The organism is Vibrio variabilis (assembly GCF_003263785.1).
Lineage (GTDB): Bacteria > Pseudomonadota > Gammaproteobacteria > Enterobacterales > Vibrionaceae > Vibrio > Vibrio variabilis.
On the sequence record NZ_JYJK01000051.1, the window covers coordinates 1 to 12,977 of the forward strand.

At 45.5% G+C, this 12,977-nt stretch carries 16 protein-coding genes, 1 tRNA gene and 1 pseudogene; 15 read left to right on the forward strand and 3 right to left on the reverse strand.

The features are described 5' to 3' along the window. Window positions 1-89 precede the first annotated feature (89 nt). Window positions 90-860 (reverse strand): DUF481 domain-containing protein, encoded by a 771-nt coding sequence (locus TZ48_RS07520; RefSeq protein ID WP_112478742.1) that lies wholly within the window; start codon window positions 858-860, stop codon window positions 90-92. A gap of 178 nt (window positions 861-1,038) precedes the next feature. Between TZ48_RS07520 and TZ48_RS07525 the strand changes: the two genes are divergently transcribed. After that, window positions 1,039-2,433 (forward strand): replicative DNA helicase, encoded by a 1,395-nt coding sequence (locus TZ48_RS07525; protein ID WP_112478743.1) that lies wholly within the window; start codon window positions 1,039-1,041, stop codon window positions 2,431-2,433. A 21-nt stretch (window positions 2,434-2,454) separates the two neighbouring features. Continuing rightward, on the forward strand, window positions 2,455-3,537 hold the full coding sequence (gene alr / locus TZ48_RS07530; protein WP_239670741.1) for an alanine racemase: 1,083 nt from the start codon (window positions 2,455-2,457) through the stop codon (window positions 3,535-3,537). 102 nt (window positions 3,538-3,639) lie between these two features. Here alr and TZ48_RS07535 read toward each other — a convergent pair whose 3' ends face one another. Beyond that, entirely contained in the window at window positions 3,640-4,062 is a 423-nt protein-coding gene (locus TZ48_RS07535; protein ID WP_112478745.1) for a secondary thiamine-phosphate synthase enzyme YjbQ, read from the reverse strand. 301 nt (window positions 4,063-4,363) lie between these two features. Between TZ48_RS07535 and pgi the strand changes: the two are divergent. Then, a pseudogene (pgi, locus tag TZ48_RS07540) lies at window positions 4,364-6,015 on the forward strand (glucose-6-phosphate isomerase). A 66-nt stretch (window positions 6,016-6,081) separates the two neighbouring features. Here the strand turns inward: pgi and TZ48_RS07545 are convergent. Beyond that, entirely contained in the window at window positions 6,082-6,555 is a 474-nt protein-coding gene (locus tag TZ48_RS07545) for an RDD family protein (protein ID WP_042503445.1), read from the reverse strand. 191 nt (window positions 6,556-6,746) lie between these two features. Between TZ48_RS07545 and TZ48_RS07550 the strand changes: the two genes are divergently transcribed. The 12 genes from TZ48_RS07550 to TZ48_RS07600 all read left to right on the forward strand — a co-directional run bounded on the left by TZ48_RS07550 (window position 6,747) and on the right by TZ48_RS07600 (window position 12,483). Further along, window positions 6,747-6,831: transfer RNA gene (locus TZ48_RS07550), tRNA-Leu, on the forward strand. A 115-nt stretch (window positions 6,832-6,946) separates the two neighbouring features. Beyond that, window positions 6,947-7,594: a tyrosine-type recombinase/integrase gene (locus tag TZ48_RS25770; protein ID WP_275426422.1), complete on the forward strand. Its 648-nt coding sequence runs from the start codon at window positions 6,947-6,949 to the stop codon at window positions 7,592-7,594. 62 nt (window positions 7,595-7,656) lie between these two features. Continuing rightward, window positions 7,657-7,959, forward strand: a complete 303-nt coding sequence (locus TZ48_RS25775) for a site-specific integrase (protein ID WP_275426423.1) — start codon at window positions 7,657-7,659, stop codon at window positions 7,957-7,959. Beyond that, window positions 7,952-8,599 carry a hypothetical protein gene (locus tag TZ48_RS07560; protein WP_112478746.1) on the forward strand — a complete coding sequence of 216 codons (648 nt, stop codon included), beginning with the start codon at window positions 7,952-7,954 and terminating at the stop codon, window positions 8,597-8,599. The genes TZ48_RS25775 and TZ48_RS07560 overlap by 8 nt, the downstream gene beginning before the upstream one ends. Window positions 8,600-8,687: 88 nt before the next feature. After that, window positions 8,688-8,930, forward strand: a complete 243-nt coding sequence (locus tag TZ48_RS07565) for a hypothetical protein (RefSeq protein ID WP_112478747.1) — start codon at window positions 8,688-8,690, stop codon at window positions 8,928-8,930. Window positions 8,931-9,017: 87 nt separating this feature from the next. Further along, window positions 9,018-9,431 (forward strand): hypothetical protein, encoded by a 414-nt coding sequence (locus TZ48_RS07570; protein ID WP_112478748.1) that lies wholly within the window; start codon window positions 9,018-9,020, stop codon window positions 9,429-9,431. A 300-nt stretch (window positions 9,432-9,731) separates the two neighbouring features. After that, window positions 9,732-10,340 (forward strand): YagK/YfjJ domain-containing protein, encoded by a 609-nt coding sequence (locus TZ48_RS07575; protein ID WP_112478749.1) that lies wholly within the window; start codon window positions 9,732-9,734, stop codon window positions 10,338-10,340. A gap of 586 nt (window positions 10,341-10,926) precedes the next feature. Then, window positions 10,927-11,520 carry a hypothetical protein gene (locus tag TZ48_RS07580; protein WP_112478750.1) on the forward strand — a complete coding sequence of 198 codons (594 nt, stop codon included), beginning with the start codon at window positions 10,927-10,929 and terminating at the stop codon, window positions 11,518-11,520. Then, window positions 11,517-11,747, forward strand: a complete 231-nt coding sequence (locus TZ48_RS07585) for a hypothetical protein (protein WP_112478751.1) — start codon at window positions 11,517-11,519, stop codon at window positions 11,745-11,747. The genes TZ48_RS07580 and TZ48_RS07585 overlap by 4 nt, the downstream gene beginning before the upstream one ends. Further along, window positions 11,744-11,965, forward strand: coding sequence for a hypothetical protein (locus tag TZ48_RS07590; RefSeq protein WP_112478752.1), 222 nt, complete (start codon window positions 11,744-11,746; stop codon window positions 11,963-11,965). Before TZ48_RS07585 ends, TZ48_RS07590 begins: the two co-directional genes overlap by 4 nt. A gap of 1 nt (window position 11,966) precedes the next feature. Next, window positions 11,967-12,266, forward strand: coding sequence for a DUF5681 domain-containing protein (locus TZ48_RS07595; protein ID WP_112478753.1), 300 nt, complete (start codon window positions 11,967-11,969; stop codon window positions 12,264-12,266). Next, window positions 12,259-12,483 carry a hypothetical protein gene (locus TZ48_RS07600; RefSeq protein ID WP_112478754.1) on the forward strand — a complete coding sequence of 75 codons (225 nt, stop codon included), beginning with the start codon at window positions 12,259-12,261 and terminating at the stop codon, window positions 12,481-12,483. Before TZ48_RS07595 ends, TZ48_RS07600 begins: the two co-directional genes overlap by 8 nt. Window positions 12,484-12,977 lie beyond the last annotated feature (494 nt).

A 12,977-nucleotide genomic window follows, 5' to 3' on the forward strand; every position in this document is an offset into this window, starting at 1 on the left:
CAATAACACGAAAAAAACACCAGCTTCGGCTGGTGTTTTTTTTGCTTATTTTCTATGAAGTTAAAATGTGACTTGCTTGTATCGAGGCTCTAGAAGGCGAAAAGCAGATTCACCGTAAAGATCGAATCGCGCTTGCTTAAGTTTGGGCTCGGCACCTTGGTATGGTATTTACTGTCATAGGCAAGTTTAAGAGCGATGGTCTCGGTAATATCGTTGGTGACGTTTACCTCGGTATCCATACGCGTGTTGCTTTGACCAGCAGTCACTGTGAGCTTGGTGGCGAACGTTAGGTTCTCCAATGGGTTCCAAGAAAAATTAATGTTACCGCGGACGATGGGCTCTTTGACTATGTCCTTGAAGATGATTTCATCGTCATCAATCTCATCAACGTTAGGCTCTTGATAGCGAAAACCGGGACCAAATTCTGCCTCAAGTAGCAGTGAGTCGGTATTGTACAGCTGATAACCTAGACCGCCTGAAACAGTATGGTCTTCAAAGTACGAGCTGTAGCGGGAAGAAAATCCATTGTAGTTTCCGTATAGATAGGTTCTTGGGCCTAACTTATAGTCGGTTTGTAGCAAGTAGTTTTGCTGGTTCTTGTCTTCTTCCCCATTTTTGTACAGTTGATAGTACTTCCACTCACCATTGGTACGGTGTCTTCCTTCCGTGTACTCAGCGCCAACCCGAGCGTTGAGTGATTGTGAGTCGGTGTTACCAGAGTGCGCCTGATAACCAAACTCTACTTCGGTTTTGAGCGGGGAAGCCGGAGTCTCTTCACTGTCACCAGAAGGCGTGAACTCTTCAGCATAGACAGCCGGCGACGCAAGCAGCACTAAACCAAATAACAACTTCTTAGACACGAAAACCTCATGGCATGGAGAAAAGGGCTGGGGATTATATGTGTGGCATATTCGTTCATCGTCAGCGATAGGTCAAATATTGATTCATGAACCATCGCTTTTGTCGCGTTTTCTTTACTTTAGCCGACACTGAGTTGTGTATATAATGGTGGGTCTTAGTGTGTTATCGAGTTAGGTCATGGCGGATAGTCGAAATCAGAAAAGTAAAGATGCTCAAGTGGACTCAGTGAAGGTGCCTCCTCACTCCATAGAGGCTGAGCAATCGGTCTTAGGTGGTTTGCTGTTGGACAACCAACGTTGGGATACCGTGGCTGAAAAAGTCATCAGCAGCGATTTCTATAGTAGACCGCATCGTTTGATCTTCGAAGGCATTCAAGCCATTCTCGAGGAGAATAACCCACTTGATATCATTACTCTCTCCGAACACTTAGAACTGCGAGAGCAGCTTGATGATGTCGGCGGTTTGGCCTATTTGGCTGATTTGGTTAAAAATACCCCGAGTGCCGCTAACATCAACGCTTATGCCGATATCGTTGCCGAGCGAGCGCTGGTTCGTAACCTCATCGGTGTTGCCAACGAGATCGCGGATGCGGGTTACGACCCACAAGGCCGCTCTTCAGAAGACTTGCTTGATTTAGCTGAGAGTAAAGTCTTTAAAATTGCTGAAGATCGTACCAACGAAAACGAAGGTCCTCAGAATGTTGATAACATTCTTGAGAAAACCCTGGAGCGTATTGAGATCCTCTACAAAACGCCGCAAGACGGTGTGACGGGTGTGACGACAGGCTTTAACGACCTCAACAAGAAAACAGCGGGCCTACAGGGCTCTGACTTGATTATTGTGGCGGCGCGTCCATCGATGGGTAAAACCACCTTCGCGATGAACTTGTGTGAAAACGCAGCTATGGCCAGTGATAAGCCTGTGCTTATCTTCTCGCTAGAGATGCCTTCTGAGCAGCTGATGATGCGTATGCTTGCCTCCCTTTCTCGAGTTGACCAAACCAAGATCCGTACTGGTCAACTTGATGATGAGGACTGGGCGAAAATTTCGACCACCATGGGTATGCTCATGGAAAAGAAAAACATGTTCATTGATGATAGCTCCGGCTTAACACCGACGGAAGTGCGCTCCCGTGCTCGTCGAATTGCCCGTGAACATGGCGGCCTGAGCCTAATCATGATCGACTACCTTCAGTTGATGCGCGTCCCTTCACTTTCTGAAAACCGTACCCTGGAAATCGCCGAGATTTCTCGCTCGCTAAAAGCTTTGGCTAAAGAGCTTAACGTGCCAGTGGTGGCGCTTTCGCAGCTTAACCGCTCCTTGGAGCAGCGCGCTGATAAGCGCCCGGTAAACTCGGATCTTCGTGAATCGGGCTCTATCGAGCAGGATGCCGACCTTATCATGTTTATTTATCGTGATGAGGTATACCACCCAGACAGTGCGCTAAAAGGCATCGCTGAAATCATCATTGGTAAGCAGCGTAACGGTCCTATCGGCTCAGTTCGCTTAACGTTCCAAGGTCAATTCTCTCGCTTTGATAACTACGCAGGTCCTGCGTTTGACGAAGAATAGTAGGAGAGTTGCATGAGTTACATGAAAGCGGCGACGGCGCACATTAATCTTGAAGCGCTGGCGCACAATTTAGCGTGCATTAAGCAGCAAGCACCCGATAGTAAAATTATGGCGGTGGTGAAGGCGAATGGTTACGGCCATGGCCTGAGACATATCGCTAAAAATGCTAAAGGTGCTGATGCATTTGGTGTGGCGCGTATTGAAGAGGCGCTGCAGCTAAGAGCCAGTGGCGTGGTGAAACCTATTCTGCTTTTAGAGGGCTTCTACTCGCCAAACGACCTACCTGTACTGGTGACCAACAATATTCAAACCGTTGTTCATTGCTATGAGCAACTTGACGCGTTAGAACACGCCGAGCTTGAAGGGCCGGTTGTGGTTTGGTTAAAAGTTGACAGCGGTATGCACCGCCTTGGCGTTCGCGAAGAGCAATATCAAGAGTTTGTCGAGCGTCTGCATCGCTGCGATAACGTAGCGAAACCGCTTCGTTACATGAGCCATTTTGGCTGTGCCGATGAGCTCGAAAACCCGATGACGAAGCAGCAAATTGAACTGTTTCTCTCGCTCACTGAAGGTTGCAACGGGGAGCGCTCAATGGCGGCGTCTGCTGGCCTGCTAGAGTGGCAGCCAAGCCAGCTCGATTGGGTTCGACCGGGCATCATCATGTATGGTGTGTCGCCATTCGGAGAAAAAACCGCCGCTGAGATGGGCTTTAAGCCGGTGATGACACTAAAGTCTCACTTGATTGCGGTGCGTGACGTTAAACAAGGCGAGAGTGTGGGTTATGGCGCCACATGGACTAGCGAACGAGATACCAAAGTCGGCGTGATTGCCATTGGCTATGGCGATGGCTACCCGCGAACAGCACCCAATGGTACGCCAGTACTGGTAAATGGCCGCAAAGTGCCGATAGCAGGTAGAGTATCGATGGACATGCTGACCGTTGACCTAGGTCCAGAAGCGTTAGACCGAGTCGGTGATGAAGCCATTTTGTGGGGTGAAGAGCTACCCTCTGAAGAAGTTGCAAATCACATTGGCACCATCGCTTACGAGCTCGTGACCAAACTGACCTCACGTGTCGAAATGAGCTACAGCGATAACAGCTAGCTTCTAGTTGCCGACCACACGAGCCTACATTTATTATGTCGTCATCCCTGCGCAGGCAGGGATCTTCTCACCGCGATCTGCGAACCAAGATCTACCTATTCCTCAAACCTGCCCCTGCAACGTCGCAATAACCCTGCGCTCACCACCAAAATCTCGATGCTCCCCTAAGTAAATGCCCTGCCATGTTCCCAAAGCTAACCGACCATGGCTAATTGGAATCGACACGCTTGCACCAAGTAATGAGCTTTTTATATGCGCAGGCATATCGTCGCTGCCTTCGTAAGTATGACGGTAGTAAGGTGCATTCTCCGGCACATAACGATTGAAGTGACTCTCCATATCCGTGCGCACCGTCGGATCGGCATTTTCGTTCAGGGTTAAACTTGCTGAGGTATGTTGAATGAAAAGATGTAGCAAACCTACAGAGTAGTCACGAAGTTGTGGTAATTGTTGTTCAATTTCATCAGTGATTAGGTGAAAACCACGTTTTTTCGCGCTGAGGTAAAGGGTCTTTTGTTGCCACATAATCACTCCTCTGTATTATAGTGCTAGGGATCCATAAGATGTTGACTGAATTCGCATACATTGTGAACCGATACGTGACCTAACTCAAGGAGCGTGCAGGCGCTCTGGTTCATAATTACGCCTGAAAATTTATTACTAAACAAAGCCTCGGCTTTGTGAACAACATACAAGATTGTAACGACCAGTGATCATCAAAGGCACTCGTCGGTATTTAGAATATACTGTTTATTATTCGCTAAACTGGGGTTCCTTTTCCTTGGGGGATTGGGAATAAAACCGACTAAAAATTGGGATAGAGACCATGTTGAAAAACATCAATCCAACGCAAACTGAAGCTTGGAAAGCACTGACAGCGCACTTTGAATCTGCGCAAGATATGGATTTAGCAGAGCTATTTGCACAAGACGCTGACCGCTTTGGCAAATTCTCTACACGCTTCGGTTCTGACATTCTTGTTGATTACTCAAAGAACCTAATCAACCAAGAAACAATGAACAACCTTTTTGCTCTAGCGAACGAGACTGAGCTTAAAGGCGCAATCAAAGCGATGTTTGCAGGTGATACCATCAACCAAACCGAAGGTCGCTCTGTTCTTCACGTTGCACTGCGTAACCGTAGCAACACGCCAATCATGGTAAATGGTGAAGACGTAATGCCAGCAGTAAACGCGGTTCTAGAGAAGATGAAAGGCTTCTCTGAGCGCATCATCTCTGGTGATTGGAAAGGTTACACTGGCAAAGCTATTACTGACGTTGTGAACATCGGTATCGGTGGTTCTGACCTTGGTCCTTACATGGTGACTGAAGCGCTAGCGCCATACACAAACCACCTAAACATGCACTTCGTGTCTAACGTTGATGGTACTCACATCGCAGAGACGCTGAAGAAAGTTGATCCTGAAACAACGCTATTCTTGGTCGCCTCTAAGACATTCACGACTCAAGAAACCATGACAAACGCGCACTCTGCACGTGACTGGTTCCTAGCGTCTGCATCAGATGAAGCACACGTTGCTAAGCACTTCGCAGCGCTATCGACTAACGCAACGGCTGTTGCTGAGTTTGGTATCGACACAGACAACATGTTCGAGTTCTGGGACTGGGTCGCGGTCGTTACTCTCTATGGTCTGCAATCGGTCTTTCTATCATCCTAGCGGTTGGCTACGACAACTTCGTTGAGCTACTAGCAGGTGCTCACGAGATGGATAAGCACTTTGCTGAGACTGATCTAGAAAGCAACATCCCAGTACTGCTTGCTCTTATCGGTATTTGGTACAACAACTTCCACGGCGCAGAGTCAGAAGCGATTCTACCGTACGACCAATACATGCACCGCTTCGCTGCGTACTTCCAGCAAGGCAACATGGAGTCAAACGGTAAGTTTACTGACCGTAACGGTGACGCAGTGGATTACCAAACGGGTCCAATCATCTGGGGTGAACCAGGTACAAACGGTCAACACGCGTTCTACCAGCTAATTCACCAAGGTACTAAGCTTATCCCTTGTGACTTTATCGCACCTGCGATCTCTCACAACCAAGTAAGCGACCACCACCAGAAGCTAATGTCTAACTTCTTTGCACAAACTGAAGCACTAGCGTTCGGTAAGTCAAAAGAGACAGTAGAAGCAGAATTTGCAAAAGCAGGTAAGAGTGCGGAAGAAGTGAAAGATCTTGTACCATTCAAGATCTTTGAAGGTAACCGCCCAACGAACTCAATCCTAGTGAAGCAAATCACACCTCGTACTCTAGGTAACCTAATCGCGATGTACGAGCACAAAATCTTCACTCAAGGTGTTATCTGGAACATCTTCAGCTTCGACCAATGGGGTGTAGAGCTTGGTAAGCAACTCGCTAACCAAATCCTACCTGAGCTTGCAGACGACAGCGAAATCTCGTCTCACGACAGCTCGACTAACGGTCTAATCAATGCATTTAAAGCGTTCAAAGCTTAATCATTGAAAAGCAAAACTGAAAAAGGTGCCGAATGGCACCTTTTTTATTTATTCTCGATCAGAGTGTTATTTCGCTTTGGGTAACACCACAACCTTAGTCTTCGCCCAGATATCGTGGAAGCCACGCTTTTGCGGGTCAATTGGCACGGCAAGATTGGATAGACCAAATGCAGAGGTTGCGAGTCGAATCAGCGCCTGTGTGACGGTAATTCTGCCACCTTCAAGGTTTTGCACTTCAATCTTCCAAGCGCGCATACCAAGCGTTTGGCCTGCTCTGGTCCAAAAGAACACGATGAAGTAGATCCAAACAAACGCGAGATAACCGGTGTACACCGGGCTCCAAAATGGGTGACTGCCTAAGAAGTCGCTGGCATCGGCATACGGCGCGTAAGACATCAGTCCTGCGGCAACAAGTGCTTCCATAATGGCGACAACAACGCCGCCAGCCATCATCACTACCGCAAGAATAATCAAGCTATCGTAGAACAGTGCACCGAGCCTGCGAAAGAATCCTGCAGGTGGGAGAGATTGGGTTTCCATTGAGACAAACTTCCATAACTAAAACTTGCCACAGCATAGCGATTTCAATGCCAAGGGGAAAGCCTTGCCCACCGCATTGCTTCACATTGTGGTGAAAATAGCAGCAAACAATAGAATATTCAGCGTTTTGCTCTTGCGCGATCTCAATGCTTACGTATAATGCCAAACATCAAAGGACATTAGTCCAAGATGCCGGTGTGGTGAAATTGGTATACACGACGGATTCAAAATCCGTTGCCTTCGGGCGTGGCGGTTCAAGTCCGCCCACCGGTACCACTTCTCTTTTTCCTTTTTGGTCAGAGGTTTAAGAGTAAAGTACAAGTCAATTTGGTTTTGTTTTCCCAGTTCTCTGGTTACGTAAATGGCGTAATTTGGCGGAAAGGGGTTAAACATGGCTACTATTCAAGCCCGTAAGGGTAAAAAAGGCACCACGTATAGAGTTGAATTTATGCGTGACGGTCGCCGCATTTCTAAAAGCTTCAAAATCAAAAAAGACGCTCAAAAGTTCGCAGCTAGTTTGCTTGTGGATGATAGCTTTGCGCACTCTCTCACTAATCATACTCTCAATACTTTAAAGTTTTCCGAAGCTGTAGATCTATTTATCAAGCTGGACAACGGCAAAGACCCATCAAAACACCAACGTTTAAATTATTGGCTATCCATCTTCGAGGATAAACCAGTTGGTAAAGTTACCCGACAGCAAGTAAAAACAGAGCTAAAGGCATTATCAGCAGATAAGGCACCAGCAACCCTTAATCGTTACAAGGCCGCTCTAGGTTCGCTGTATCGCTTTTTATCCAATGAATTTGATATTGACCACAATCCAACAAAGGGAATACAGCAATTCACCGAGGACAATGCTAGAACTAGATTTCTGAGCACTGAGGAATTACCAAGGCTTTTAGATGCTTCAAAGCGTTCTACGTGGGATAAGCTCTATTTGCTTGTGCTTATGGCGATAACTACGGGAGCTAGGCGTACAGAGCTTTTAACGCTTACATGGGCGGATATTAACCTCAAGACTAAAACAGCCACCTAGACGCAACCAAGAACGGAGAGAAGCGTATATTGACGCTAACGCAGGATGTTATTAGTGAGCTTATGAAGTTTAGGCAGGTTGGCGGATATGTATTCCCACACCAAGATGACGATAAGCGTTATTTTAGAAACTTTGATTGTCACTGGCAGGAAGCTATGAGGGACGCAGGAATAAAGGACTTTCGATTTCATGACCTACGCCATACGTGCGCAAGTCTATTGGCTATGAACGGGGCGTCATTGCTTGAGATTGCTCAAGTATTAGGTCACAAGTCTATTACCATGACACAGCGTTACTCGCACTTATGTACAGAGCACAAGGCGTCACTTACAGATAGAGTATTTGGAGGGCTGGCAAATGGCTAAGGGTATTCAAAGCAAGCGCACCAATGGGAAAGAGGGCTGGGCTGATATCCCTATTATGAACAACTTAGAGAAGGGGGATATTGATCGATCGCTTTGGTGTCAATTTTTCTTTGCTAATAAATACGATAGCTTTGAAAGTAGTATATTTTCGACTGCTTGGAAGGACGTGAGTATCGTTTTAAGCCAGTATCAGATCCCTTTACACCTATCTCGTGCGTACCTGCTAGATAGCGGTGTAGAAGCCTCGCTTCCTGTATATCTACTTCAATGTGCCAATAAACTTAAGAGTACCAAGCTACAAGCTACAGCCAGCCTAGTAGACGCTGTTTTTTTGATAGAAGTTTATAGTGCCAATGGCCTTGATACTAAGGAGTTACTAAATGATTTTTATGGCTATTCTTATCGAATGGCGCTGTCTATGATGGAAGATGAAATTCTAGCTGGAGCTAGTAGAACAAGTGAGGCATCAATTGGAAAAACTCAGAGAGCACTTAAAAATAAAGAGAGAGCAATAGAGCTTGCTTTAGAGAAGCGAAAAATAAACCCCTTACTATGTAAGGCCGATCTTGGGCGGATGCTGGCTAACGAATTAGGTGTATCAGCAAAAACAATTTCAGAAACTTATTTAAAGGATTTGTAAACCATCGCCCCGTTTCCGTTCATAACGGGGAACTTAAACTAAGTAGCATTAATCCTGTACCAATCAGACGGAACGGGAACAAATCCAAATGACTACTTATGACCAAATCAATGACCAAATCAAAAACCTACAGAACTGGCAACCATTCGACCGCGTTGCCGATTCTTATCCTCAATTCACAAAGTCACAGCTAAAGCGTTTATTTTGGCAACGGGAGCAGCATAAGGGGCTATCTACTTGTTATCGACAGGTTGGTAAGCGTGGTTATGTGTGCGTGCCATTGTTTGGCTTATGGCTTGCTGGGCAGTTACCAGAACAACACAACGGATAGAACATCCTATCAAAACACTAGTAACAACAATGCCTAGTGTCTTGCTAGGCGTAATCATGGCGTAAAACCACAATTAAAGAGGTAATTATGAGTGAATACAACTTAGTTCTTGAACGATTGCTAGGTGGCGACAGGCTATACAAGGAGGTCGCAGCCGAGGAGCTTGGAGTCTTACATCTACATAGTGTGATTGCTGATATTAGAAAGGTGCTACCGGTAGAGAGCAGGGATATTACTAGTCGCCATCCTATCAAGGGTTATTTGAGGTCGGTGAAAATGTACTTTGTTTGGCCTGAAGATATTGAAAGATGGAGAAATCCCCTGACTCGTGACGCACTAAAGAGAGAGCAGACAAGGGCAAGGATTGCGAAGCTTAGACATGAAAACAACAAGACCTTAGAGGAGATGTGTGGCTACTGTAAAAAAGAGACGATGCTGAGAAAGATTGACTTAATTTATGGAGCCGCAGAACTGGAGGAGGATAAGCCAGATAGCATATAACTAACTGGCGAATCCATTGGTCAATACTGACGATTTGAAACTTGGCGGAATCGGGTTGTCAGTCATTAAAGGTTACAACATCAATTTGAGGTCGGCAATGTGAAGTTAGTAAGCACTATCGCATTCCGGCCTTTTTAATAAAGGGGTAAAAACCAGAGTGAACCGAATAGAGCTATAGGTTGGTGGTTTTGTCGAGCGGTTTTTTATAAGAATTTCAATGAACCCTATAACTGGGCTGGTATTGCTGGGGTTAGCAATTACTAACTTGCTGGTAGGTAATTAATAATATCTAGAGGGAAAATGAGTTACTTAGTTAAATCCAATTGGTATGAATACAAGGGTAAGCACTGGGCGGTCAATCCTTCGAGGTCTGGTTTGCGTGTTGATGTCCTTAGGAAAATTTTGGCTCAACTAGATGACATATCAAACCGTCATAGAAAGGTGTTTATCTTCAGGTTCGATTTATCGGTGAATGAATACACGCCAACAAATGAACTGATTACCAAGTTGATCAAAAGCGTGTCGGGAAGAATAAGGAGTCATTACGGGTGTGGCCTGGTTTATACGTGGGTTAGAGAGCAGGAAAGGGCAAAGAAACAACACTATCACGTAGTCTTTATGCTTAATGGTTCAAAGGTCAATAATCCTCATATGATTAAAGAATGGTTGCGAATGATATGGGAGCGTTACGGGCGGTGTAGTTGGGTTAGGTATTACCATTCGGAGCGTGATGATCAGGTGATTACTGGTGATGTTAGTTACCATATTAGCTATTTAGCCAAAGGTAGAGGTAAGGGCTATCGTCCAGAACAAACTAAAGACTATGGTGGTTCTAGGGTGAGCGTTGCCAGTAAGCAGAAATCACCTATCGCAAACGAACTAATGTATGGACTGTCATTTCTGAAATGATGAGCGAGAAGCCCAGATTACCATACATGATAAATTGAGTAGGCCGTAAACAAGAGCATTGCTATTACACTTGGCTTTGGTGCTACAGAGTGAAGGATTCCGCAGCAATAGGGAACGAGTAACATCCAAAACAATTCCGGCAGTTCAACATACATTTCTTTTTCCATTCTTCAAGGTTTTACACGCCAAACTAGCAGATATTACCACTGATTCCGCCTTGTTTTACGCCAAAACCTCATAACTAACTGATATTGCTAGTTACAAAACGGATATTTAATCCGTCACCTAATTTCGCGAATCCGTAAAAAGGGATTTTTTAGAGTCCATAAAAAGGGGTTTTCCGAATCCGTAAAAAGGGCTCATTTAACACACCTACCCAAACATCTGTGATACCAAGTTTATTCAATCAATTCAGTGACATAAGAAGCCTTACCTCCTCTAGCCTCAAACCTGACGCCCAAAATCTGGGTTATCAATAGCCTGTTTCTTGTAAAAAACAGGGAATTAACAGGGGGATTTGTATATTTAACAGGCAATAGTTGATAAAATACCCCTATCAATAACAAGTGATCAAAAGGTTTTATCTATGACCGTTGAAGCAATCCAACAACTAGACCAGCAACTAGGCAAAGTAAACGACCGCTTGAAGGTTAACGGCATCGACACACACGAATTTCTACTACTCACTGAACGTAAAGCTGAACTAGAAAAACGCAAGAAGGCAGCGATCACCAAGCTGCGAAAGGATTTAGAGGGTGAGGCAGGTAGACGCATTAAGCAAGATACCGAATTAACACAGCGTCGTTGTGATAACGCCAATGCCTTCACTAAAGAAGTCGCCGACCAGTTAGAGGTTATTCAATCCCAACTGGAATCATTTGAGCAACTAGCGGAGGTATTGGGTAATTATCGCGGTGGTTCAATTCAAGACATGGCAATCACTGGCGGCTCATCTAACGCTCTAAACAAAGACGTTTTAGTCCGTGCTGTATTGGGAGCCGTGTTTAACGCTCTGGAGGTACGTGCTAACGGCATTGATCGCGTCATGCCTGTATCGGCTAACCATTTCACTAAAGAGCCGCTAGAGATGCGTTTGGGGATGCTTAAAGAGTTCTCTTGTGAGGTAGATGAGCAAGCAATCAAACAGCGTGTTGAGCAAGCGACAGGGGTAAACCGATGAGTTATGAAAAATACAACGAGCGAGCACGAGCTCAATGGCTGAAAGATGCTAACGCCAAAGCCGCTGAAGTAAACCGAGGCTTGTACGAGAACGACGACGGCACATTCACTTTCTACGAGAAAGGTGAAGGCGGTGGAACTGGGGTATTTACTGCTGAACAGGTCGCACGCGATCTAAACATGCCACTGGACTACCGAATCACTATTAAACCAGAGGGGCAGTCATGAGTAATTTTGAACGATATGGGCGTATCAATGCGGCAGGTGTATTGAACGGCAGCCCAGCAATGAAGATTTTTTCCTTCGATGGTACTAAGAAAGAACTACTAGCGGGTAAATGGGATTCACTGATTAACTTTGGTGGGTGTGTTATGGCTATCCGTTGCTCTGACTCAAAAGCGGCACTTTACGAGGTACATGATAATGGGTCTGTAGAGGGGCTGTGATATGGCTAGATTCGTTAAAGGTCAATCGGGCAATCCCGCAGGCAGAAAGCCTGGAAGCCGAAATAAGAAGTCACTAATTGATGAAGGTACGAAAGAAGAAGCGAAACGCCAGTTACAGAACGCGGTTGAAAGTGGTGAACAATGGGCAATCCAAGCGGTTATTGACCGTATCGAGCCGAAGCTAAAAGCAGTCACTCCCGAAGGTTCATTAGATGGTGAAGTGCTGGAGTTGAAGATTCAAGAAGTCACCGACCTAGCAGACCGCATCACTAAACTCGAAGAGGCATTACTCAATGATTAAGAATCGAATCGCCAAACTTGAGAAGTTATCGAGCCACAACAAGACACACCGTATTAGTCAGCAAGATTGTCTAGTAATGACAGACTATGAAGGCTGTACGCCAGAGACTTGTAAACATGGTTGTTGGCTCTCAGAGTCAGAGTATAACGCCTACATGAAGCAGAACGGACACTTGATCACAGAGTGGGAGGCTGACAAAGGGGGCTGTCATGCTTGAGTGTATTGGCTGGCTTTCTTTTGGGTTGGCAGTTGTGACAGGCTCGCCAATTCCCATATTTTTCATTTTAACCTTCCTATTGGCTGACTTGTTGGAGAGGTATGTTTATGGAAATTGATAAAGCACAAATCGCGGCAATAATACGAGCGGCACTAGCTGACTATCACGCTGCTTTATATCCAGAACTTGAGCATCTACCGCTGAACGTAAGGGAGCGATATACAAGTACAACAGCGAGAAGATTGTGAGTGACATTTCACGAAACATGCGGAACTTCAAAATTGAACTTTCTTGAGAACCTAAATTTACCACTTCACACTTTGCTGGCAGTCGTTTTGTTTGTGTTAATCCTTATCATGCTGGCGGTTGCGTTTCATAAGCTTATGAACGGCTATTACCTAGAACACCAAAAGGACGAAAGTGGTAGAGAATGGCTTGAGCGATGGTTATCAAAGTTCAAATGAATAAGAGTTTTTGCGCCACTACACGTTAAG